Annotated in this window: 1 protein-coding gene and 1 pseudogene; both read right to left on the bottom strand. The window is 73.5% G+C overall.

The features are described from left to right. Positions 1 to 289 (bottom strand): annotated as a pseudogene (locus M3185_RS16905) (acyltransferase family protein); the annotation flags it as partial. A gap of 122 nt (positions 290 to 411) precedes the next feature. Beyond that, positions 412 to 1,309: SGNH hydrolase domain-containing protein (locus tag M3185_RS16900; protein WP_285860039.1), on the bottom strand; the 898-nt coding region annotated here is incomplete at its 5' end.

Raw genomic sequence — 1,309 nt, 5'->3', positions numbered from 1 at the left:
CGTGCAGCCAGTACCGGCCCAGCCCCAGCGCCCGGCCCGACTCGAGCTTGCGCGTGAAGGACAGGGTGAGGAAGAACGCCGAGATCAGCAAGAAGACGTCCACGCCCCCCGAGACCCGCCCGAGGAATACGTGGTAGACCACCACCAGCAGCACCGCCACCGCCCGCAGCCCCTCGACCTCCGGACGGAACCCCGAGTACCGGTCCAGGTGGGGCTGGGCTCCTTGGGCCGAGCCGTGCCGGGACGGGCGGGGTCGCGCTTCGGCGGCAGGGCCGACCGTGGTCAGCATGGGGGACCTCCTGGGGAACGCCGCGCCCGGGGGGAGGGGGGACGCGGTCGGGACTCCAGAACTCTACCGGACCCGCTGGAGGCAGCACGGAGGGCGGGTCCGCGCGCACCCCTGCCGACCCGTCACCGGCCCCCGGCCCGGGCGACCGCCCGGTCCCACGCCTCCTGGAAGGCGGGGAGGGCCGAGCGGGCATAGACCTCGGTGAGGTGGTTGCTGTCCCGGTACACCCACACGTTGCCGATGGACGGCGGGCAGTACCCGTCCGGGCAGATCACGTCGGTCAGGTCCATGGACCCGAAGCCGGGCACCGTCTGCTCCAGGGCGGCAGCCGGGCTCTCCTGCGAGCCGAGCGCGCCACCGAGCGAGAGGCCGCACGAGGGGTCGTCGGCGCCCTTCTCCACCGCGCAGGAGGTCCGGTCGGTCGGCCACCGGGGGTTGTCGCGGATGCCGACCACCGTGATGCCGCGACCCGTCCAGTGCCGCGTCTCGCCCTCGTACCCGGTCAGGACGGCTTCGTCACCGTCGCCGACCCGGTCGTAGGTGGCCTGGGTGAAGAGGATGTCCGGCGGGCGGTTCTCCACGAGGGCGCGGGTGGTCTCGTACCACTCCCGGCACTCCGGCTGCGGGTTGGGATGCTCGGCGGTGAAGAAGCACCCGGGGCGCAGGAAGGTGATCAGGGTCCAGCCGCGCTGCTCCGCGAGCCGTTCGAACGCGGGGATCCAGTGCTGGACGTGGCTGTTGCCGATGGCGTAGATCACGGTGGCCGAAGAGCCTGCCTCGTGCACCACGTGGCAGCCGCTCGGCACGGTGTAGTGCTGCGTCCAGTCCCCCGGGCACTCCTCCCCGAGGTCCTCCGGTTTCTCGCTGAGCCCCTCGGCCGGGGGCAGGGTCGGGGCGTCGGGGTCGCCCTGGTACTGGAAGCCGGGCACCAGGGCGGCGGCCCCGGGATTGTTGCGGTCGGCGGCCGCGACGATCTGCGCCGCCCGCCGCGCCTCGGCCTGCTGGACGGCCACGACCGGC

This window comes from Kocuria rosea, assembly GCF_023715525.1.
GTDB lineage: Bacteria > Actinomycetota > Actinomycetes > Actinomycetales > Micrococcaceae > Kocuria > Kocuria rosea_A.
The sequence above is the reverse complement of the archived record's forward strand: the minus strand, read 5'-3'. Positions and strand labels throughout refer to the sequence as shown.